Origin of the sequence: Caballeronia sp. GAFFF1 (genome assembly GCF_023630705.1) — a bacterium.
Taxonomy (GTDB): domain Bacteria; phylum Pseudomonadota; class Gammaproteobacteria; order Burkholderiales; family Burkholderiaceae; genus Caballeronia.
The window spans coordinates 1-19,658 of record NZ_JALQEM010000025.1; the positions used below are offsets into that span (position 1 = coordinate 1).

Genomic DNA, 19,658 nt, shown 5'->3' on the forward strand with positions numbered 1-19,658 from the left:
GCGCTGCCGTCCGACTTGCATGTGTAAGGCATGCCGCCAGCGTTCAATCTGAGCCAGGATCAAACTCTTCAGTTCAAACCCTGTTACTGTTTTCTATTCTTCCGAATAGGTCGCTCACTCAACGTACTGACGATGATTAATCCATCTCTCGACAGATAAACCTTCCTCTGATACTTCGCGTGAGACTCTTGATACTTTTGCTTGGCCAGTTCCAAATAACCGGCCGCACTCACCATCAAGCGCCCACACTTATCGGCTGTTAGTTTTTAAAGAGCAATCCGCCAAGACTTCCTACCTCGCCGCATCGAGCACTTAGCTCAACCGCTTCGTCTTGCGTCGCTGCATCAGCAGCAGAGAAACGAGATTATGAAGAATCTTTTTCTCCTTGTCAACAGTTTTTTCTGCTTTCGCTTCCAAAACTAGGGACTTCGGAGACCGCCTGTTTCTTTGGCGGCGCTCATCTTGCGACGAGGAGCGGAATTCTAGGCCAAGCAAACGCCAATGACAAGGTGATGACGCAAGATTTTTTACAGGCCATCCCGAGACGCTCACTTCCCCGTCCCGAAGACGACGTACATGGGCACCGCAGCCGCCATCGCGGCGTATCCGGCATCGCTCGGGTGAATGTGGTCGCCACTGTCGAAACGCCGCTGCAGCGCGCTCGGCCGCGCCGGATCGCGCAGCGCCTCATCGAAGTCGATGACGCCATCGAACGCCCGGCTCGCGCGGATCGACGCATTGACCGCCGTGCGAATCGCCTCGCGTTCCGGTGGCAGCGACGCCGGCGTGAGCGTCGCGCCGTAAATCTTCAGCCCGCGCTGGTGCGCCTGCGCGATGAGTCGTTGATACCCCCGCAGCAGCGCGTCGGCGTTGACCTCGGTATGCGGCGCATCGCAGTCGAGGCCGCCGTGCGCCGGCATCGCAGCGAAATTGATGTCGTTGATGCCGATCAGCACGATCACCGCGCGCACGCCCGGCTGTCGCAGCGCGTCGCGATCGAAGCGGCTTACGAGCGCCTCGCCGTAACAAGGCGAATTACTGAGCAGCCGGTTCCCGCTGATGCCCACGTTGACGACCGCCGCCTGCCCGCCGTTCTTCTGAGCGATTTCGCGTGCGAGAGCGTCCGGCCAGCGCCGATTGGCGTTCAGCGTCGAGCGCATGCCGTCGGTGATCGAATCCCCGATCGCAACGACTGCCCGCGCCGTCGGATTCTCCACTGACACGTTCGTCAGCCAAGCATACTGCGTGAAACGGGTGCGGAAGGCTGCCGGAGAAGCGTCGTCCGTGCGGTCTCCAGGCGTCGAAACGTAATTGACCTGGCTTGCAACGCGATGCCACGCGACCAGTTTCTGCTCTTTCCCCATGAACATGCTGACCGCGAGCGGCTGACCGGTGGCCACGTCGAACGCGATCGGATCGCTCGTGGCCTGCCCGCCCGGCGCGACCGTCACCATCTTGTTGCCGGCGAATAGCACGGGCCGGGCGCTGCCGCCCTGAATCGCGGGGCTGCTGCCGCTGACGGCGCGCGCAACGCTCATCGACTCGACGACGAGCGGCGCGGTTCCGTACACGTTGCTAATGTGCAAGCGCATTTGCTTGCCGGCAAGCTGCGAATAGATCACTTGCCGGACCGTTCGGCCCCCGACTTCCGGTGCGCGATAAAGCGGCGGCAGATTCGCGAGTTGCGGAATCGATTGGAGCGCCGTGCCCCAGGCGCTGACCCAATGGTCGTTGGCGGGCGATCCGGGCGTCTCGGCGGCGAACGCCAGCGACGCGGCGGTGAACGGAAAAGCGAGCGCGGCCGCGTAGAGTGCGGCGAGAAACTTGAGCTTCATTCGGCGGTGGCGTTCGGAAAAAGTCTAAATTGTGCCCGATCGTCACAGCGAACGCGCCGCCAGATCCGGAAGAAAACGCGCGTGACCGACCCGCCCGCATCGATTGGCCTCACAATGCAGCCAATCCCTTCACGACGTACCTTTATGCAACTCGAAAGCTCCACGCCCCGACTCGATTGGGAAGAGGACGGCGAAAGCCGTTCTGCCCGCTGGCGCTCCGAAAGCGGTAATCAGCCGCCGAAGCGTCTCGTCATCGGTCACGATCAAATGACAGCGGATCACGCCTACCGCCTTGCCTGCGAGGGCACGGCCATTCTCTGGCGCGGCGACTTCCAGAACGCGCGGCAGCTCTTGCAGGCGATGGCCCGGCGAATCGACAACAAACCGCGCAAGGCAAAGAAAGCGGCGTCGGACAAAGACAAGCCGGCGTCCCCGGTCGATGCGTTCAACATGCACCGTCTCGCGCAATCGCAGCGGGCGCGCACCCTCGCGATGCTCGTGCTTCCGCTCGACGAGCAGTACGTCATCCCGCTGCGCCGCGCGCCGGACGTGCGCGAAGCGTGCGAGGAAGCGTACGGCCCGCCGCAAGAGCCGTCGGTAGTCTCGTTGCGCGAGGTCCTCGGTCTGATCGGCGCGCACGAGTGGCGCAAAAAAGGCGTTGAAATCAAGGCGACGGGCGGCCGCATTCATCCGTACTACGGCGTCTTTTCGCCGGTACGCGGCGAGTACGTCGATTTGATCGCGAATCAGCCGTTGCCGTCGACATCGCTCGCGTTCGACGTCGGCACCGGTACGGGCGTGCTCGCGGCGGTGCTGGCGCGGCGCGGAGTGGAGCGCGTCGTTGCCACGGATGTCGATGCGCGAGCCCTCGCCTGCGCTCGCGAGAACATCGACCGGCTCGGGCTGCGCAAGCAGGTTCAGGTCGTCGAGGCCGATCTCTTCCCGGAAGGGCGCGCGCCGCTTGTCGTGTGCAATCCGCCGTGGCTGCCGGCGCGCCCGAGTTCGGCGATCGAGCACGCGATCTACGATGCGGAAAGCCGCATGCTGCGCGGTTTTCTCGGCGGCCTCGCCGCCCATCTGACGCCCGGCGGCGAAGGCTGGCTCATTCTGTCCGACTTTGCCGAGCATCTCGGGCTGCGCACGCGCGCGCAACTTCAGGAATGGATCGATGCAGCGGGGTTGAGAGTCGATGGTCGCATCGACGTGAAACCGCATCATCCGCGCGCGGCCGATAAGTCAGACCCGCTGCATACGGCACGCTCGGCAGAGGTGACGTCGCTTTGGCGGCTCGTTGCCGCGTGAGGGGCGGATTGCGTTCGTCGCACGGGCTCGAAGTGTCGTGAAGTTGGGCGCGAGGCCGAGCCTCGTTGACCGACCGACTGATCCCACGCGAGCTGCCGGACACTCGACGTTTTGCGCCCCGCGCATGCGTCGCATCGCGCTGCGTGAATGGCGGCGCTGAACGGGTCCGAGTCCGTTGCTTGCGGCTCGTCGTCTTGTGACGCTTTGAAGCAAAGCCATTTTCCGTTCGGCGCATGACTCGTCCGCGCGAAGCCGACGGTCGATCTCTTGTGTGCGGCTTGCCCGAAGCCGATTTCCGTTCGCGATAGACTCGTTGCGCGTGTGACGCCGTACGCTCGACAGCTTGCGTCCGGCGCACGGCGCATCTGTGCAGGTGCCTTGCGGCGATTCGGTATTTCCGGCCGGTGCATCAAGGTTGTCCCCGCCTGTCGTTGCGAGGCCCGCAGTTGCCGACTTCGCCTCTGGCGCATGTAGCTCATAGCCGCGATGCGCCGTGCTTTGCCGCTTCACGTTACAAACAAGCGGCGCGCCGCCGCGCAAGCTGAGCGGCAGGAAGCTCGACCGGTCGCTGCAAGGGCAGACGGCTCCAAGCCCGACGTTCTGTAGTGTTCGTTCCTAGCAGGACGTCGCGTCAGGCGCGTGCTTGAAGCTTGCGGGCGCCGCTCGCCGCAACCACCGAATTCACCCACAACCGCGCTCGCCCAGCCACGCAAGCGCGCCCTCCCCCGCGACGAGCCCGCTCGCAAAGCACGCCGTCAACAGATAACCGCCGGTCGGCGCTTCCCAGTCGAGCATTTCGCCCGCGCAGAATACGCCGGGCAGCGCGACCAGCATCGAGCGCTCGTCGAGCGAATCGAACGCGACGCCGCCCGCGCTGCTGATCACTTCCGCGATCGGCCGCGGACGTCGCACACGCAAGGGCAACGCCTTGATGCGCGCGGCGAGCGTGTCGAGATCGGCAAACTCCTCTTTTGTCAGACATTCACGCAGCAGGCCGGCCTTCGCGCCCGCGAGATGCAGCCGGCTCTGCAAATGGCTCGACAGAGACCGAGCGCCGCGCGGATGCAGCACCTCGTCCCGGACGCGCGCGACCGAAAGCTGCGGCAGGAGGTCGACGAGAATGCGCGCGCCGGCGTCGCCTTGCTCCATCAGACGATCGCGGATCTGCGCCGACAGCGCGTAGATCAGGCTGCCTTCGATGCCATGCTCGGTGACCAGGCACTCTCCGACCCGCCAGTCCACCGTGCCGTCCGCCTGTTCGAGGCCGATCGCGACCGACTTCAGCGGCTCGCCCGCGAAGCGTTCCCGAAAATGCGGCGACCAGTCCACGTCGAAACCGCAATTCGACGGCAGAAACGGCCGCACATCGACGCCACGCGCCGCCAGATGCATCATCGCGCTGCCGTCCGAGCCGAGTTGCGGCCAGCTCGCGCCGCCGACCGCCAGCACGAGCGCATCGTGGCGCACGCGCTTTTCGCCGTCGGGCGTCGCGAACCGCGATTCGCCTACACCAGCGTCCGTCCAGCCGAGCCAGCGATGCCGCATATGCAGCGTGACACCCGACGCGCGCAGCCGATGCAGCCATGCCCGCAGCATCGGCGCGGCTTTCATGTCCGTCGGGAAGACGCGGCCCGAGCTTCCCACGAAGGTTTCCACGCCCAGCCCGTGCACCCACTCGCGCAACGCGGCCGCGTCGAAGCGCGCGAGCAGCGGCGCAATGTCCGCGCGACGCTTGCCGTAGCGCGCGACGAAAGCGTCGGCAGGCTCGGAATGCGTCAGATTCATCCCGCCCTTGCCCGCCATCAAAAACTTCCGCCCGACCGACGGCATCGCGTCGAACACATCCACGCTCACGCCGCCCGCCGCGAGCGCTTCCGCCGCCATGAGCCCGGCCGGTCCGCCGCCTACGACCGCGACTTGCGCGGATTCGATGTTTTCAACTGAGGTCATGCTAGCTAGCGAGAAAACGAGGAGCGACATTGTCGCATCGCGTTCAATGGCTGGCGGACGAAGACGCGCGCCCGGCCGTAAGTCATTAAATAACAAAAAAGAATTTGGTGAGCGCCCGCCAGCCGGATACGATCCGGCGATTCGTTGCGTCCACAAATTTCTACTTTCCTGTCGATCATGTCCGTATCTATCGCGCCCGAGCGAACACCTTCCCGGGCCGGCGCCGCCGATGCGCGTCCCGTCATCCGCAGCGCCGCCGACGTCTCGAATCTCGTCAACCGCGGCGCGGCCATCGGCAGCGATGCGCGCATCGTCGTCGCCATCGCGCTCGGCGGCATCTTCCTCGATGCCTATGACCTCGGCGCGCTGGCGTTCGGTGTCAAGGATATCGCCCGCGAGTTCTCGCTGACGCCGACTGGAACCGGTTTCGTCGCCTCGGCGATTACGTTCGGCGCGATCATCGGCGCGTTCTTCGGCGGTTATCTCACTGACAAGATTGGCCGCTACCGCGTGTTCATGGCCGACATGTTCTTTTTCGTCGTCGCGGCGATCGCCTGCGCGCTCGCGCCGAACGCTTGGGTGCTCGGCGGAGCGCGCTTCGTGATGGGACTCGGTGTCGGGATCGATTTGCCGGTCGCCATGGCGTTCCTCGCGGAATTCTCGCGATTGCAAGGGCGCGGGAACAAGGCCGCTCGCGTCGCGATGTGGTGCCCGACGTGGTACGCCGCGATCAGCATTTCGTACTTGCTCGTGCTCGGTCTGTACGCGGCGCTGCCCGCGCACAACGCGGGCTGGCTCTGGCGGCTGATTCTCGGCTTCGGCGCGGTGCCGGCCATCGCGATCATCGCCATTCGCAGCCGCTACATGAGCGAGTCGCCCGTCTGGGCCGCGAATCAGGGCGATCTGCCGGCCGCCGCCGCGATCCTGAAACGCTCCTATGGCGTGGATGCCCGCGTCGACCCGGACGCGCTCGCCGCATCGAAAGCGGCGAAACCGCGCGGCGCGACGTGGAGCAACTACGGCGCGCTGCTGCGCGGCGTGTATCTGCGGCGCACCGTGCTGGCGACGGTCATCGCGATCGCGTCGTCGTTTGCGTACAACGCGGTGGCGTTCGGTCTGCCGGTCATCATTTCGAGTTTCCTCGCGCAGTCGATGCTCACGACGATTCTCGCCTCGCTCGCGCTGAATCTCTGCTTCGCGTTTGCCGGCGGCCTGTTCGCGGTGCGCACGGTGCCGAAGTTCGGCGCGTGGAAGCTGACGGTCGTCGGGTACGCGTTCCAGCTCGTGGCGCTCGTCGGGCTGGCGGTGGTCGGCAAACCGGCGACGGGCGCGCAGGTCGTCATCGCGATTGCGCTGCTCGCCGCCTTTCTGCTCGGCCAAGGCGTCGGGCCGGGTTCGCACAGCATGACGTTCGCGTCGCTGAGCTATCCGACGTCGTTGCGCGGCGTGGGCGTCGGCTTCAATCAGACGCTGATGCGCGCCAGTTCGACCGTTTCGCTCTTCCTGTTTCCGGTGCTGTCGGCGGCGCTCGGAACGAAAGTGTTCTGGATCATCGCAGTCGCGCCGCTCGCCGGCCTCGTCGCGCTGATGGCGGTGCGCTGGGAACCGTCGGGCTATGACGTGGACGCTGAAGACTTCGAGGGAAAACGCGTCGAGTAACGCGCTCGGAGCGATCTGGCCATGAAAAAGCGGTGCGACCGGAAACGGCCGCGCCGCTTTTTTTGTAATGCCTCGATGCATCGGCCAATCGCCTTTCTTCGAGCGACAGCGCACGGGAAGGTGAACAAGACAGCAGAATCCTTGGTTCAGCGAAGCGGTGCGCCCCAGAACGGCCGCGCCGCTTTTTTCTGACGCTTCGATGCATCGGCCAACCGCCTTAGCGCTCGACAAGGCGAACAAGACAGGCCAGCTTTTGGTCCAGCCAAGCGGTGCGCCCGGACACGGCCGCACCCTTTTTTCCGCCGCTTGATCGCCTCGGGAAAAACCCTCCCATCCCGAAAAATGCGATTCACCGACCGGCCGGTCGGTTTATAATCGGCGCACAGCGACTTTCCCAAGAGCGAGTGTCCGCCATGTACACCCAATCTCTCGACCTTCCCGGCCAGCCGACCGCGCCCGACGCGCCCGCCGACGCATCCGCGCAACAGCAACGCTTCGACGCAGTCATGCAAGCGGACGGCAAAATCGAGCCGCAGGACTGGATGCCCGAGGCCTACCGCAAGACACTCGTGCGGCAGATCTCGCAGCACGCGCATTCGGAAATCATCGGCATGCAGCCGGAGGGCAACTGGATCAGCCGCGCGCCGAGCTTGAAGCGCAAGGCCATCCTGCTCGCCAAGGTGCAGGACGAAGGCGGCCACGGTCTCTATCTATATAGCGCCGCCGAAACGCTCGGCGTCTCGCGCGACCAACTCGTCGCCGCGCTGCACGCGGGCAAGGCGAAATATTCGAGCATCTTCAACTATCCGACGCCCACGTGGGCCGACGTTGGCGTGATCGGCTGGCTGGTCGACGGCGCCGCGATCATGAACCAGATTCCGCTCTGCCGCTGCACGTACGGGCCGTACGCCCGCGCGATGATCCGCATCTGCAAGGAAGAGTCGTTCCATCAGCGGCAGGGTTTCGACGCGCTGCTCGCCATGATGAAGGGCACGCAGGCGCAGAAGGACCTCGTTCAGCAGGCCGTGAACCGCTGGTGGTGGCCCGTGCTGATGATGTTCGGCCCGAGCGACAAGGATTCGATTCACAGCGGGCAGTCGTTCGCGTGGGGCATCAAGCGCATTTCGAACGACGACCTGCGCCAGAAGTTCGTGGATGCCACCGTCGAGCAAGCCAAGATTCTCGGCGTGACGCTGCCCGATCCCGACCTCAAGTGGAACGCGGCGCGCGGCGCGCACGACTACGGCGAGATCGACTGGGACGAATTCTGGCGCGTCGTCAATGGCGACGGTCCGTGCAACAAGGAGCGACTCGCCACGCGCGTGAAGGCGCACGACGAGGGCGAATGGGTCCGCGAGGCCGCGCTCGCCTACGCCGAAAAACAGAAGGCGCGTGCGCAAAAGCAAGCCGCCTGAACGGGAGACATCGAATATGAGCAAGGAATGGCCGATCTGGGAAGTCTTCGTGCGCAGCAAGCAGGGGCTGGATCACAAGCATTGCGGCAGCCTGCACGCCGCCGACGCCGCCACCGCGCTGCGCATGGCGCGCGACGTCTACACGCGCCGCCAGGAAGGCGTGAGCATCTGGGTGGTGCCGTCGTCGGCGATCACGGCGTCGGACCCGACGGACAAGGGCGAATTCTTCGAACCGGCGGGCGACAAGATCTACCGGCATCCGACGTTCTTCGTGCTGCCCGACGAAATCAACCATATGTGAGCGCGCGACATGAGCACCGAACATCTCGCCTATGTGCTGCGCCTCGCCGATAACGCGCTGATTCTCGGTCAGCGCAACGCCGAATGGTGCAGCCACGGTCCCGCGCTGGAAGAGGACATTGCGCTGGCGAACATCAGCCTCGATCTAATCGGACAGGCGCGGCTGCTGTATTCGCACGCGGCCACGCTCGAATCAGCGTTGACGGGCGCGGCAAAGACCGAAGACGACTACGCCTATTTCCGTACTGAGCGCGAATTCGCTAACTACACGCTGGTCGAACTGCCGCACTTCGGCCCGCTCGCGGGCACGGCGCGCACCGAGCGCGATTACGCCGTGACCATCGTGCGCAACTTTCTGTACTCGGCTTTCATGGCGCACGTCTGGACCGCGCTTCAGGCTTCGTCGGACGCGCAACTCGCGGCCATCGCGGCGAAGTCGATCAAGGAGACGCGGTATCACGTGCATCACGCCCGCGACTGGCTCGTGCGTTTCGGCGACGGCACCGAGGAATCGCATCGCCGGGCGCAGGCGGCGCTCGACTATCTGATGCCGTACACGCGAGAGTTCTTCCATCCGGACGCGGTCGAGCGCGCAGTGGCCGAAGCCGGCATCGCGCCGCTCGCGAGCGATTTCGAAGCCGTCTGGCGCGACGACGTGCAATCCGCGCTCGACGAAGCCACGCTGCAAGCGCCCGCCGAAGCGAAGCACGTCAGCACGGGCAAGCTCGGCGAGCATTCCGAACACATGGGTTATCTGCTCGCGGAAATGCAAAGCCTCGCGCGGCAGCATCCGGGCGCGAGCTGGTAATCATGGACGCGACGATAGAACGCGCGTGGTCCGCGCTCGAAGCCGTGCCGGACCCGGAAATCCCGGTGGTGTCGATCCGCGAACTGGGCATTCTGCGCGACGTGCGCCACGGCGACGACGGCGTTCTAGAGGTCGTCATAACGCCGACGTACTCCGGCTGCCCGGCGATGTCGCAGATCGCGGAGGACATCGCCGAGGCAATCGAGCGCGCGCAACTCGGCGCGCATCGCGTGGAAACGGTGCTCGCGCCGGCGTGGACCACCGACTGGATCACGGACGAAGCGCGCGACAAGCTGCGCCGCTATGGCATCGCGCCGCCGGCAGGCGCATGCAGCAGCACGGAAAAGCCGATGCGCTTCATGCCCTACAAGAAGGAAGTCATCGCCTGTCCGCGCTGCGGCTCCACGCACACGGAAAAGCTCGCGCAATTCGGCTCGACGGCGTGCAAGGCGCTTTATCGGTGTCTCGATTGCCGCGAGCCGTTCGATTACTTCAAGCCGTACTGACCTCTCCACGACACGACTCTTATGGCGACTCCGCAATTCCATACGCTGCGTATCCGCGACGTGCGCCCCGAGACGGCCGACGCGGTCACGGTTTCCTTCGACGTGCCGCCGGAACTGCGCGACGCGTTTCGTTTCACGCAGGGCCAGTTCGTGACGCTGAAAACGCATATCGACGGCGAGGAAACGCGCCGCTCGTATTCCATCTGCGTCGGCGTGACCGACTACGACCGCGACGGCGAGCTGCGCATCGGCATCAAGCGCGTGCGCGGCGGGCGCTTCTCGAACTTCGCGTTCGATACGCTGAAACCCGGCCACGAAATCGACGTGATGACGCCCGATGGACGTTTCTTCACGCATCTGAACGCGGAACACGCGAAGCATTACGTCGCGTTCTCGGGCGGCTCGGGCATCACGCCGGTGCTGGCGATCATCAAGACCACGCTCGACATGGAGCCGACGAGCCGCTTCACGCTTGTTTACGGCAACCGCAGCGTGGACGCGATCATGTTCGCCGAGGAACTGGAAGACCTGAAGAACCGCTACATGAGCCGGTTCTCGCTGTATCACGTGCTGTCTGACGATTTGCAGGACGTCGAGCTTTTCAACGGCGTCCTCGACAAGGCCAAGTGCACGGCGTTTCTCGAATCGCTCCTGCCGCCCGGCGAGATCGACGAAGCGTTCATTTGCGGCCCCGGCCCGATGATGGACGCCGCCGAAGCGGCGCTGAAGGAATCGGGCGTCGCGCCGGAGCGCATTCACGTCGAACGGTTCGGCACGCCGTTGCCGCAGGCGGGCGCGCCGCAAATCGAGATCACCGAGAGCACGCCGGCGGCCGATCTGGAACTCGTCATCGACGGGAAAAAGCGCAAGCTGCGGCTGCCGTATGAAGGCGTGAGCGTGCTCGACGTCGGTCTGAAGGCGGGACTCGCGCTGCCGTACGCGTGCAAGGGCGGCGTCTGCTGCACGTGTCGCGCGAAAGTGCTGGAAGGCGAAGTCAAAATGGACAAGAACTACACGCTGGAACAGCACGAAATCGACGACGGCTTCGTGCTGACGTGCCAGTGTCATCCGGTGAGCGAGCGCGTGGTCGTGAGCTTCGACGAACGCTGATTCCGCGCGGCAACCCACACCGGCGCGTTCCGGGATTGGCTAAACTGGGGATCGCTCCTGCGAGCGGTCCTTCGTCTTTCCGGCAAGCCGACACCCATGAATACGATCCACGTCACCAATGGCGACTGCGCGGCCGACGCTCTCACTAAGGCGCTGCGGCTCGCCGAACGCACCGAACAGGTCATCGCGCTGCGCGACGATCTCGCTGTCGGGCCGTTGCGGGACATCGACGAATCGCCTGTCGCGCGGGCGGCGTTCTGGCGTCAGGTGTCCAATACGCCTGCCGATATCGAGGATCAGGTGCAGGGCCAGCTCGCGCTGCTTGGGCGGCTTGCGCGCGGCGACGGACAGCTCGTCGTCTGGCACGGACAAAGCGCGGCGGATCAACTCACGCTTCGGCGCGTGGCGTATTACCTGCGCAATGCGCCGCAGCGTCTGAACGAAGCGAAACTGGCGTTCGACGACCTCGCCATCGAGGCGCCGGACGCGCATCCCGAAACCGTGCGCCGGGCGGACCAAGCGACTTCCGTCGGCATGTTCTCGCCCAGACAACTTCTCGCGAAGCTGCCGACAGCCGCGCCTATCTCCGTGCTGCGCATCAGCCGGCTCGCGCTCGAATGGCAGGAGGCGAAGCATTCGAACGCGGAAAACCGTCGGCTGCGTGACAACATGCTCGTGTCCGGAACGTGGCTGGATGTCGATGACACGCTGCTCGAACTCGCCACTTCGGAATGGCAGCCTGCCCATCGCATCGCCGCGGGCGCGATGGCGCGGCGCTTCGATTTCCTGCTGACCGATTCGGTCGCGTTCTGGCGCTGCCGGGAACTGGTCACGGCGGGCCGGCTTAGAATACGCGGCACGCCGTCGGATATGGCTCACGCCGAATTGCGACGCTCATCGACTCAGGCCGAATAAGCCGAAAGAACGCTTCCGACACATGGCCCGCACCAAAGCGCCTGACCACGACACTCAACGCGAACAGATTCTCGAACTCGCCGCCGCCAAATTCGCGCAGACCAGCTATCCGAGCACGTCGATGTCGGACCTCGCCGCCGCGAGCGGCACCTCGAAGGCACGGCTCTATCACTACTACGAGAGCAAGGAAGCGATTCTGTTCGACCTGCTCGACCGCTACACGAAGCGGCTCATGCTGATCATCGCGGAAGTGGAAGGCGCGAGCCAGCGGCGCGGCCTGGGCGAGCGAGAAGCCTTCGCGGAACTCGTGCGCGCGTTTCTGGCGGAATACGAGACGTCGCACAGCCGGCACGTCGCGCTGCTCAACGACGTGAAGTATCTTGAAGATGCGCAGCGCGAAGTCGTGCTCGACCGTCAGCGGGATATCGTCGCAGCGTTCACGCGCCAACTCGCCCGCGCCTATCCGGAGCGCGTGACAAAAGAGAACCAGACCGCGCTCACGATGATGGTGTTCGGGATGATCAATTGGACATTCACCTGGCTGAAGCCGGGCGGCAAGCTCGGCTATCGCGATTTCGCGGAACAGGTCGTCGAGATGATCGAGCATGGACTCGCTGCCGATTAGTTCTGTTGCGCTGCGTCACTATGCCTGTTGCCGTCTAACTCGCTGTTTCTGCGGGGAATTGCTCAAACCTAGAACGCCTCCTCCACTCGTTTTAGGGGTTTTCCCCTACGCGTTTTCCTTGAAAGCGATAAAATTCGTTTTGCTTTGCAGCATACGAACAAGGAGAAACATCGTGGAACTGACCTTCAACCGCACCGCGCCGCAAATCGCCGCCGCCCCCGATCGGCCGTTGCCGGACGCCGCGCGCTTGCCGGTTCTCGTTCGCGAGCTGTCCTCCGCCGATCGTGAGCGCCTGCTCACTCACTTCCTCGCGCTTGACGAAGACGACCGCTTGCTCCGCTTCGGGCAGATCGTGCCGGACCACGTCATCGAAAACTACGTTCAGAACCTGAACTTTGCGAACGACACGGTGTTCGGCGTGTTCGGCAATTCGCTGGAACTGCTCGGCGTCGGTCATCTGGCGTATCTGCCGGCCGAGGGCGAGAAGCGCACTGCCGAATTCGGCGTCTCCGTGCTCGAAAGCGCGCGCGGTCGCGGCATCGGCAGCAAGCTGTTCGAGCGCGCCGCCATGCGCAGCCGTAATACGCACGTTTCCGTGCTGTACATGCATTGCCTGTCGCGCAACGCGAGGATGATGCACATAGCGCGCAAATCGGGCATGAAGATCGAATTCGCATACGGCGAAGCCGACGCGTATCTCTCGCTGCCGCCCGCGGATCAGACGAGCATCATGGCGGAAATGCTGCAAGAGCAAGCCGCCGTGTTCGACTACGCGATCAAGCGCCAGGCGCATCGCGCGTCGCAGGTTTTCCGGGCGTTCATGCCGACGGCCAACGCTGCCTGAGTTCATCGACAGCGCGGTTGGCGCTGTAGGCGACACCATGCGAAGGGCGGCTCAGGCCGCCCTTTTCGTTGTCGGAACGCGCTCAACGCAGCGGCAGCGCGGTCGTCTCCTTGATGCGTTCCAGCGAGAAACTCGAGCGCACGTCGATCACCGAAGGATGATGCAGCAGTTGGTCCTGCACGAAGCGCGAGAAGTGGTCCATGTCGCGCACCTGTACGCGCAGCAGGAAATCCATCTCTCCGGTCATCGCGTCGCAGGCGACCACTTCCGGCCATGACCGCACGGCTTCGCGGAACAGATCGCCGTGCGTCGGCGGATTGGGCGTGCCGGCCGACGCCGGCATGCCGCCGCGTTTCTCCAGCCGAACGTTCACATAAGCCAGCAAACCGAGACCGAGCTTCTTCGCGTCCAGCAGCGCGACGTAGCCGCGAATCACGCCCGTCTCCTCCAGCCGCCGGATGCGCCGCAAGCACGGACTCGGCGAAAGATTCACGCGGTCCGCGATCTCCTGATTCGACAGGCGACCGTTTTCCTGAAGAATCGCGAGGATTCTGCGGTCTATCGTATCGAGTTCGGGCTCGGCCATTTTCGGTCTCCAATGCGCGGACTGTTGGCAGTTTCGTGCGCCATCTTAGGAACCTGCGATTTGTTTCGCAAGTTTTTGCCGCCGCTCGCTGGCTAAACTTCTCTCCACGTCGCGGCGAAGCGCCGCATAGAAAACGGGAGACGCGCATGAGCACTACGACCTGGGAGAACCCCGTCGGCACCGACGGCTTCGAATTCATCGAATACACCGCGCCGGACCCGGTCGCGCTCGGCAAGCTGTTCGAGCAGATGGGTTTCACGGCGATCGCGCGGCATCGGCACAAGAACGTGACGTTGTACCGGCAGGGCGAAATCAACTTCATCGTCAATGCGGAGCCGGATTCGTTCGCGCAACGTTTCGCGCGCCTGCATGGACCGTCGATCTGCGCAATCGCGTTTCGCGTCGCGGACGCGGCGAAAGCGTACAAGCGCGCGCTCGAACTCGGCGCGTGGGGCTTCGACAACAAGACTGGCCCGATGGAACTGAACATTCCGGCGATCAAGGGCATCGGCGATTCGCTGATCTATTTCGTAGATCGCTGGCGCGGCAAGAACGGCGCAGAGCCGGGCAGCATCGGCGATATCAGCATTTACGACGTCGACTTCGAGCCGATTCCCGGCGCGAATCCGAATCCGGTCGGCCACGGACTGACTTACATCGACCATCTGACGCACAACGTGCATCGCGGCCGGATGATCGAATGGGCAGAGTTCTACGAGCGCCTCTTCAATTTCCGCGAGGTGCGCTATTTCGACATCGAAGGCAAGGTGACGGCGGTGAAGTCGAAAGCGATGACCTCGCCGTGCGGCAAGATTCGCATTCCGATCAACGAAGAAGGCTCGGAAAACGCCGGCCAGATTCAGGAATATCTCGACGCATATCGCGGCGAAGGCATTCAGCACATCGCGCTTGGCACCGACAATATCTATGAGACGGTCGACGGCCTGCGCGCGTCGAATATTGCGCTGCTCGACACCATCGACACGTATTACGAACTCGTGGACCGGCGCGTGCCGAATCACGGCGAATCGGTCGCGGAACTGAAAAAGCGCAAGATTCTGATCGACGGCATCCGCGACGAAATTCTGCTGCAAATCTTCACGGAGAATCAGATCGGCCCGATCTTCTTCGAGATCATTCAGCGCAAGGGCAATCAGGGCTTCGGCGAGGGCAACTTCAAGGCGCTGTTCGAATCCATCGAACTGGATCAGATGCGGCGCGGCGTGCTGAAAGACACGAGCGCCTAAGAACCGAAGGGCACAAAAAAAGGGACATGAACGCAGCGTTCATGTCCCTTTTGTCTTGTAGCGATGCTTTCAGGCGGCGGTGTCGTCGTTACTACGCTCGGACTCGCGGCGCTCGCCGCCGCGAACCTGCGGCGTCTGGGAGCGCACTTGCGCGACGGGGGGAACCGACGTGGCCCCGAACGGCGTGCCATTCGCCCGCGCGCCGCCCACCGGCGCGCTGATCGCGAAAAAGGCCGCCGAGACCATCAGGAAACTCTGGATGTGGCGTTGCTTCATTCTTTTCTCCTTCTGACTGCGTGTGTACGGCTGAATGCCGTTCCGCGCTCACGAAACCGCACGCGAAACTGCGCAAGCGCCCGTTTAGACAGAGCCGAGACCGGGGGTTCCGCGCATCGGTCACATTTACACCCTGTAACAAACGTCTCGACGTCCCGGGCCGCGCTTCAACGTTTTGACGCAAACCGCGCCTAAGTGAGGATTTTTTAACGGGTTTCTACCACTGTCTCGAAAGCGCGGGCATCGGCAAACTTGAAGTCCCGGCCTGCGCGTTCACAAGACGCAACGGCCCGAATCATGCTTTGGCGATCCCAAACTCGGGTGGAGGAGCACACAGAATGAACGCCCCGCTAGACGCAGAACAAAGAGCTTCGCTAGAAGCCGCGCTGAAATCCGTCACGCTCGACGACAAATACACCCTCGAACGCGGCCGCGCGTACATGAGCGGCATCCAGGCGCTGGTTCGCCTGCCGATGCTCCAGCAAGAACGCGACAGAGCCGCAGGCCTCAACACCGCCGGATTCATCTCCGGCTATCGCGGTTCTCCCCTCGGTGGTCTCGACCAGTCGCTCTGGAAGGCGAAGAAGTATCTCGCCGCGCATCAGGTCGTGTTTCAGCCGGGCCTGAACGAAGATCTCGCAGCCACCGCCGTCTGGGGGTCGCAGCAAGTCAACCTCTACCCGAGCGCGAAGTACGACGGCGTCTTTTCGATGTGGTACGGCAAAGGCCCCGGCGTCGACCGCTCCGGCGATGTCTTCAAGCACGGCAATTCCGCCGGATCGTCGCAGCACGGCGGCGTGCTCGTGCTCGCCGGGGACGACCACGCGGCGAAGTCATCGACGCTCGCGCACCAGTCCGAACACATCTTCAAGGCGTGCGGGCTGCCGGTGCTGTTCCCGTCGAACGTGCAGGAATATCTCGACTTCGGCCTGCACGGCTGGGCGATGTCGCGCTACTCCGGCCTTTGGGTCGCGATGAAATGCGTGACCGACGTGGTGGAATCGTCGGCGTCGGTGGATATCGACCCGCATCGCACGCAAATCGTGATTCCGACCGATTTCGCGATGCCCGACGGCGGCCTGAACATCCGCTGGCCCGATCCGCCGCTCGTGCAGGAAGCGCGTCTGCTCGACTACAAGTGGTACGCCGCGCTCGCCTACGTGCGCGCGAACAAGCTGGATCGCATCGAGATCGATGCGCCGCACGCGCGCTTCGGCATCATGACGGGCGGCAAGGCGTACCTCGACGTGCGTCAGGCGCTGACCGACCTCGGCCTCGACGATGAAACCTGCGCGCAGATCGGCATTCGTCTGTATAAGGTCGGCTGCGTGTGGCCGCTCGAAGCGCAAGGCGCGCAGGAATTCGCGCGCGGCCTCAAGGAGATTCTGGTCGTCGAAGAGAAGCGCCAGATTCTCGAATACGCGATCAAGGAAGAGCTTTACAACTGGCCCGATGCGCAGCGTCCGCGCGTTTTCGGCAAGTTCGATGAGAAAGACGGCGCAGGCGGCGAATGGTCCGTGCCGATGGGCAACTGGCTGCTGCCCGCGCACTACGAGCTTTCGCCCGCGATCATCGCGAAAGCCATTGCCGCGCGGCTCGCGAAATTCGACCTGCCCGCCGACGTGCGCGCCCGCATTGCGGCGCGCATCGCCGTGATCGAGGCGAAGGAAAAGGCGCTCGCGCGGCCGCGTGTCGAAGCCGAGCGCAAGCCGTGGTTCTGCTCCGGCTGTCCGCACAACACGTCGACGAACGTGCCGGAAGGATCGCGCGCGATGGCGGGCATCGGCTGTCACTACATGACGGTGTGGATGGACCGCAACACGAGCACGTTCAGCCAGATGGGCGGCGAAGGCGTGGCGTGGGTCGGGCAAGCGCCGTTCACCCACGACAAGCACGTGTTCGCCAATCTCGGCGACGGCACGTACTTCCACTCCGGCCTGCTCGCGATTCGCGCGGCGATCGCGTCGAAGGTCAACATTACGTACAAGATTCTGTACAACGACGCCGTCGCGATGACGGGCGGCCAGCCGGTCGACGGCGTGCTGACCGTGCCGCAGATCACGCATCAACTCGCGGCGGAAGGCGCGGCGAAGATCGTCATCGTCACGGATCAGCCGGAAAAATACACGCCGGACGTCGGCCTCGCGCCGGGCATCGACGTGCATCATCGCGACCAGCTCGACGACATGCAGCGCCAGTTGCGCGAAATTCCCGGCACGTCGATTCTGATCTATGACCAGACTTGCGCCACCGAGAAGCGCCGCCGCAGAAAGCGCGGCGCGTATCCCGATCCGGCGAAGCGCGTCGTCATCAACGAGGCCGTGTGCGAAGGCTGCGGCGATTGTTCGGTGAAGTCGAACTGCCTGTCCGTCGAGCCGCTCGACACCGAATACGGCACGAAACGGCAGATCAACCAGTCGACCTGCAACAAGGACTATTCGTGTCTGAACGGCTTCTGCCCGAGCTTCGTCACGGTGGAAGGCGGCCAGTTGAAGAAGCCGAAGGCGACGAGCGTGGCCGGCGACGCGGTGCCGCCCGTCCCGACGCCCGAACTACCCGAGATCGGCCGGCCGTACGGCGTGCTGGTGACGGGCGTCGGCGGAACGGGCGTGGTGACGATCGGCGCGCTGCTCGGCATGGCGGCGCATCTGGAGCAAAAGGGCGTCACCGTGCTGGACGTAACCGGCCTCGCGCAGAAGGGCGGCGCCGTAATGAGCCACGTGCAGATCGCGAACCGCCCGACCGACATTCACGCGACGCGCATCGCGATGGGCGAGGCGGATCTCGTCATCGGCTGCGACGCGATTGTCACGGCCAGCGACGAATGCGGCTCGCGGATGCAGCCGGGTCGCACGCGCGTGGTCGTGAACAGCGCGCAGACGCCAACGGCCGCTTTCATCAAGGACCCGAATTGGCGCTTCCCGGGGGCGAGCGCGGAAGCCGATATTCGCGCGGCGGCGGGCGAGCATGTCGCGCTCGTCGATGCGAACCGCTTCGCCGTCGCGCTGATGGGCGACGCGATCTACACGAATCCGTTCGTGCTCGGCTACGCGTGGCAGATGGGCTGGGTGCCGTTGCGGCATGAGTCGATCGTGCGGGCCATCGAGCTGAACGCCGTGCAGGTCGAGAAGAATCTCGCTGCGTTCGAATGGGGCCGACGCGCCGCGCATGATCTCCCGGCTGTCAGGCGTCTCGCGCAAGGGACGCAGGATGCGACGCCGAGCAAGGTCATCGCGCTGCATACGCCGAAGGCGCTGGATGCGCTGATCGACAAGCGCCTCGACTACCTCTCGAAGTATCAGAACGCCGCATACGCCGCGAAGTATGGACGGCTGGTTGCGCAGGTGCGCGCGGCGGAAGCCGAACTCGGCGTCGGCGACTATCTGCTGACCGAGGCCGTCGCGAAGAATCTGCACAAGCTGATGGCCTATAAAGACGAGTACGAAGTCGCGCGTCTGTATGCCGATCCGGCGTTCATCGAGAAGGTGAAGAGCAGTTTCGAAGGCGACTGGAAGATCAAGATGCATCTTGCGCCGCCGTCTTTCTCCAAGAAGGACGCGCATGGGCATCTGGTGAAGAAGCAGTACGGTCCGTGGATGATGTCCGCCATGCGCGTGCTCGCGCGGCTGAAGTTCCTGCGCGGCACGGCGCTCGATCCGTTCGGCCGCACGGAAGAGCGGAAGATGGAGCGCGCGTTGATCGGCGAGTATGAAGCGCTGGTCAAGGAACTGATCGATGGATTGACGCCGCAGAGGCTGCCGCTGGCGATCGAACTGGCGAGCCTTCCCGATTCGATGCGCGGCTACGGGCATATCAAGGAAAACAACGTCAAGGCGGCGAAGGTGAAGTGGGAAAAGCTGCTGGCGCGGTGGCGTTCGAACGAAGGTGGGGAGAAGCGGCAGGTGGCTTGATTCTCGCCGCTTCACGCTCGAAGGCGGTTCGCGAAAGCGAATCGCCTTTTTTATTTCGATGCGTCCGCATGGCCGAAGATGGTGTCGATGAATCGGTACGCTTCGTCAAGGCGGACTCGCTCGAACGGCGCTGCGTGGTGCGCGTACAGCAACGGCGTTCCCAAGCGATGAATCACCCTCACGTCCAGGCGAAACAGCGTACCGATCGGATACTGCGCGCGCATGCTTTTGCTGCATTCGACGCGCAGGTCGGTGCTCAACCCTTGGCCCGCTAGCGGGCGCACGCGCACGGGTGACGCCGAGTTCTCGCCCTGCGCACGAAACGTCTCAACGATGATCTCCAACGACTGCGCCATGCCTTTATTCGTA

17 protein-coding genes and 1 rRNA gene are annotated in these 19,658 nt (G+C 63.9%); 12 read left to right on the forward strand and 6 right to left on the reverse strand.

Translation table 11 applies throughout. The annotated features are described in order from the left end of the window. Positions 1–75: ribosomal RNA gene (locus tag NCR37_RS12485) — 16S ribosomal RNA — on the reverse strand; the annotation flags it as partial. Between the two features lie 473 nt (positions 76–548). Beyond that, a complete protein-coding gene (locus NCR37_RS12490; protein ID WP_250473249.1) occupies positions 549–1,835 on the reverse strand; it encodes an SGNH/GDSL hydrolase family protein in 1,287 nt (428 codons plus the stop codon). Between the two features lie 144 nt (positions 1,836–1,979). Here NCR37_RS12490 and NCR37_RS12495 point away from each other — a divergent pair, with 144 nt between their 5' ends. Beyond that, positions 1,980–3,137, forward strand: coding sequence for a methyltransferase (locus NCR37_RS12495; protein ID WP_250473250.1), 1,158 nt, complete (start codon positions 1,980–1,982; stop codon positions 3,135–3,137). A gap of 681 nt (positions 3,138–3,818) precedes the next feature. Here the strand turns inward: NCR37_RS12495 and NCR37_RS12500 are convergent. Next, positions 3,819–5,087 carry a TIGR03862 family flavoprotein gene (locus NCR37_RS12500; RefSeq protein WP_250473251.1) on the reverse strand — a complete coding sequence of 423 codons (1,269 nt, stop codon included), beginning with the start codon at positions 5,085–5,087 and terminating at the stop codon, positions 3,819–3,821. 177 nt (positions 5,088–5,264) lie between these two features. Between NCR37_RS12500 and NCR37_RS12505 the strand changes: the two genes are divergently transcribed. The 9 genes from NCR37_RS12505 to NCR37_RS12545 all read left to right on the forward strand — a co-directional run bounded on the left by NCR37_RS12505 (position 5,265) and on the right by NCR37_RS12545 (position 13,269). Beyond that, complete coding sequence (locus NCR37_RS12505) at positions 5,265–6,746, forward strand: MFS transporter (protein ID WP_250473252.1); 1,482 nt, start codon at positions 5,265–5,267, stop codon at positions 6,744–6,746. 413 nt (positions 6,747–7,159) lie between these two features. After that, positions 7,160–8,161 carry a 1,2-phenylacetyl-CoA epoxidase subunit PaaA gene (gene paaA, locus NCR37_RS12510; protein ID WP_250473253.1) on the forward strand — a complete coding sequence of 334 codons (1,002 nt, stop codon included), beginning with the start codon at positions 7,160–7,162 and terminating at the stop codon, positions 8,159–8,161. A 16-nt stretch (positions 8,162–8,177) separates the two neighbouring features. Then, positions 8,178–8,462 (forward strand): 1,2-phenylacetyl-CoA epoxidase subunit PaaB, encoded by a 285-nt coding sequence (gene paaB, locus NCR37_RS12515; RefSeq protein WP_250473254.1) that lies wholly within the window; start codon positions 8,178–8,180, stop codon positions 8,460–8,462. Positions 8,463–8,471: 9 nt separating this feature from the next. Then, positions 8,472–9,269: a 1,2-phenylacetyl-CoA epoxidase subunit PaaC gene (gene paaC, locus NCR37_RS12520; protein ID WP_250473255.1), complete on the forward strand. Its 798-nt coding sequence runs from the start codon at positions 8,472–8,474 to the stop codon at positions 9,267–9,269. 2 nt (positions 9,270–9,271) lie between these two features. Continuing rightward, positions 9,272–9,775 (forward strand): 1,2-phenylacetyl-CoA epoxidase subunit PaaD, encoded by a 504-nt coding sequence (gene paaD / locus NCR37_RS12525; protein WP_250473256.1) that lies wholly within the window; start codon positions 9,272–9,274, stop codon positions 9,773–9,775. Between the two features lie 21 nt (positions 9,776–9,796). Beyond that, positions 9,797–10,885: a 1,2-phenylacetyl-CoA epoxidase subunit PaaE gene (gene paaE, locus NCR37_RS12530; RefSeq protein WP_250473257.1), complete on the forward strand. Its 1,089-nt coding sequence runs from the start codon at positions 9,797–9,799 to the stop codon at positions 10,883–10,885. A gap of 96 nt (positions 10,886–10,981) precedes the next feature. Then, the gene (locus NCR37_RS12535) at positions 10,982–11,800 is read left to right on the forward strand and encodes a DUF1835 domain-containing protein (RefSeq protein WP_250473258.1); all 819 of its coding nucleotides are present in this window, start codon (positions 10,982–10,984) and stop codon (positions 11,798–11,800) included. A 22-nt stretch (positions 11,801–11,822) separates the two neighbouring features. Further along, positions 11,823–12,425: a TetR/AcrR family transcriptional regulator gene (locus tag NCR37_RS12540; RefSeq protein WP_250473259.1), complete on the forward strand. Its 603-nt coding sequence runs from the start codon at positions 11,823–11,825 to the stop codon at positions 12,423–12,425. 178 nt (positions 12,426–12,603) lie between these two features. Beyond that, positions 12,604–13,269 (forward strand): GNAT family N-acetyltransferase, encoded by a 666-nt coding sequence (locus NCR37_RS12545; RefSeq protein WP_502800520.1) that lies wholly within the window; start codon positions 12,604–12,606, stop codon positions 13,267–13,269. An 82-nt stretch (positions 13,270–13,351) separates the two neighbouring features. Here the strand turns inward: NCR37_RS12545 and NCR37_RS12550 are convergent, their stop codons facing one another. Then, complete coding sequence (locus NCR37_RS12550; protein WP_175938279.1) at positions 13,352–13,855, reverse strand: Lrp/AsnC family transcriptional regulator; 504 nt, start codon at positions 13,853–13,855, stop codon at positions 13,352–13,354. A 146-nt stretch (positions 13,856–14,001) separates the two neighbouring features. Here NCR37_RS12550 and hppD point away from each other — a divergent pair, with 146 nt between their 5' ends. Further along, entirely contained in the window at positions 14,002–15,102 is a 1,101-nt protein-coding gene (hppD, locus tag NCR37_RS12555; RefSeq protein ID WP_175938281.1) for a 4-hydroxyphenylpyruvate dioxygenase, read from the forward strand. A gap of 69 nt (positions 15,103–15,171) precedes the next feature. On the opposite strand, the gene NCR37_RS12560 is transcribed toward hppD, so the two are convergent. After that, the gene (locus NCR37_RS12560; RefSeq protein ID WP_250473260.1) at positions 15,172–15,378 is read right to left on the reverse strand and encodes a hypothetical protein; all 207 of its coding nucleotides are present in this window, start codon (positions 15,376–15,378) and stop codon (positions 15,172–15,174) included. A gap of 338 nt (positions 15,379–15,716) precedes the next feature. On the opposite strand from NCR37_RS12560, the gene NCR37_RS12565 reads away from it, so the two are divergent. After that, the gene (locus NCR37_RS12565) at positions 15,717–19,289 is read left to right on the forward strand and encodes an indolepyruvate ferredoxin oxidoreductase family protein (RefSeq protein WP_250473261.1); all 3,573 of its coding nucleotides are present in this window, start codon (positions 15,717–15,719) and stop codon (positions 19,287–19,289) included. A 50-nt stretch (positions 19,290–19,339) separates the two neighbouring features. On the opposite strand, the gene NCR37_RS12570 is transcribed toward NCR37_RS12565, so the two are convergent. Then, positions 19,340–19,645: a hypothetical protein gene (locus NCR37_RS12570; RefSeq protein WP_250473262.1), complete on the reverse strand. Its 306-nt coding sequence runs from the start codon at positions 19,643–19,645 to the stop codon at positions 19,340–19,342. Between the last annotated feature and the right edge of the window lie 13 nt (positions 19,646–19,658).